Consider the following 360-nt stretch of genomic DNA (forward strand, 5'->3'; position numbering starts at 1 on the left):
TGACGTTAAACAGTTGGGAGATCAAATTATTGGTATTGATTTAGGGCTGAAAGATTTCGCAATTGTTCACGATGGAGAGCGGGTAACTAAATATGCTAACCCCAAGCATTTAAACCGCCACCAAAAGAATTTAGCCCTCAAACAGAAAAAACTTTCTCGAAAGACTAAAGGAAGTAAATCGAGAAAGAAATTCAGGAAAAAGGTGGCTAATGTTCACGAGAGAATAGCTAATTCCCGCCAAGATTTCTTGCACAAGTTATCAAGAAAGTTGGTAGATGAAAGCCAAGTCATTGTCGTTGAAAATCTCAACGTCAAGGGGATGGTTAAGAATCGTTTGTTATCCAAGTCAATATCTGATGT

1 protein-coding gene is annotated in these 360 nt (G+C 38.1%); it reads left to right on the top strand.

What is annotated here, in order from left to right; translation table 11 throughout:
• A partial coding sequence (locus M595_RS28660; protein ID WP_023070045.1) for an RNA-guided endonuclease InsQ/TnpB family protein occupies positions 1-360 on the top strand: 360 nt, incomplete at both ends.

The sequence above is a fragment of the Lyngbya aestuarii BL J genome (assembly GCF_000478195.2).
GTDB lineage: Bacteria > Cyanobacteriota > Cyanobacteriia > Cyanobacteriales > Microcoleaceae > Capilliphycus > Capilliphycus aestuarii.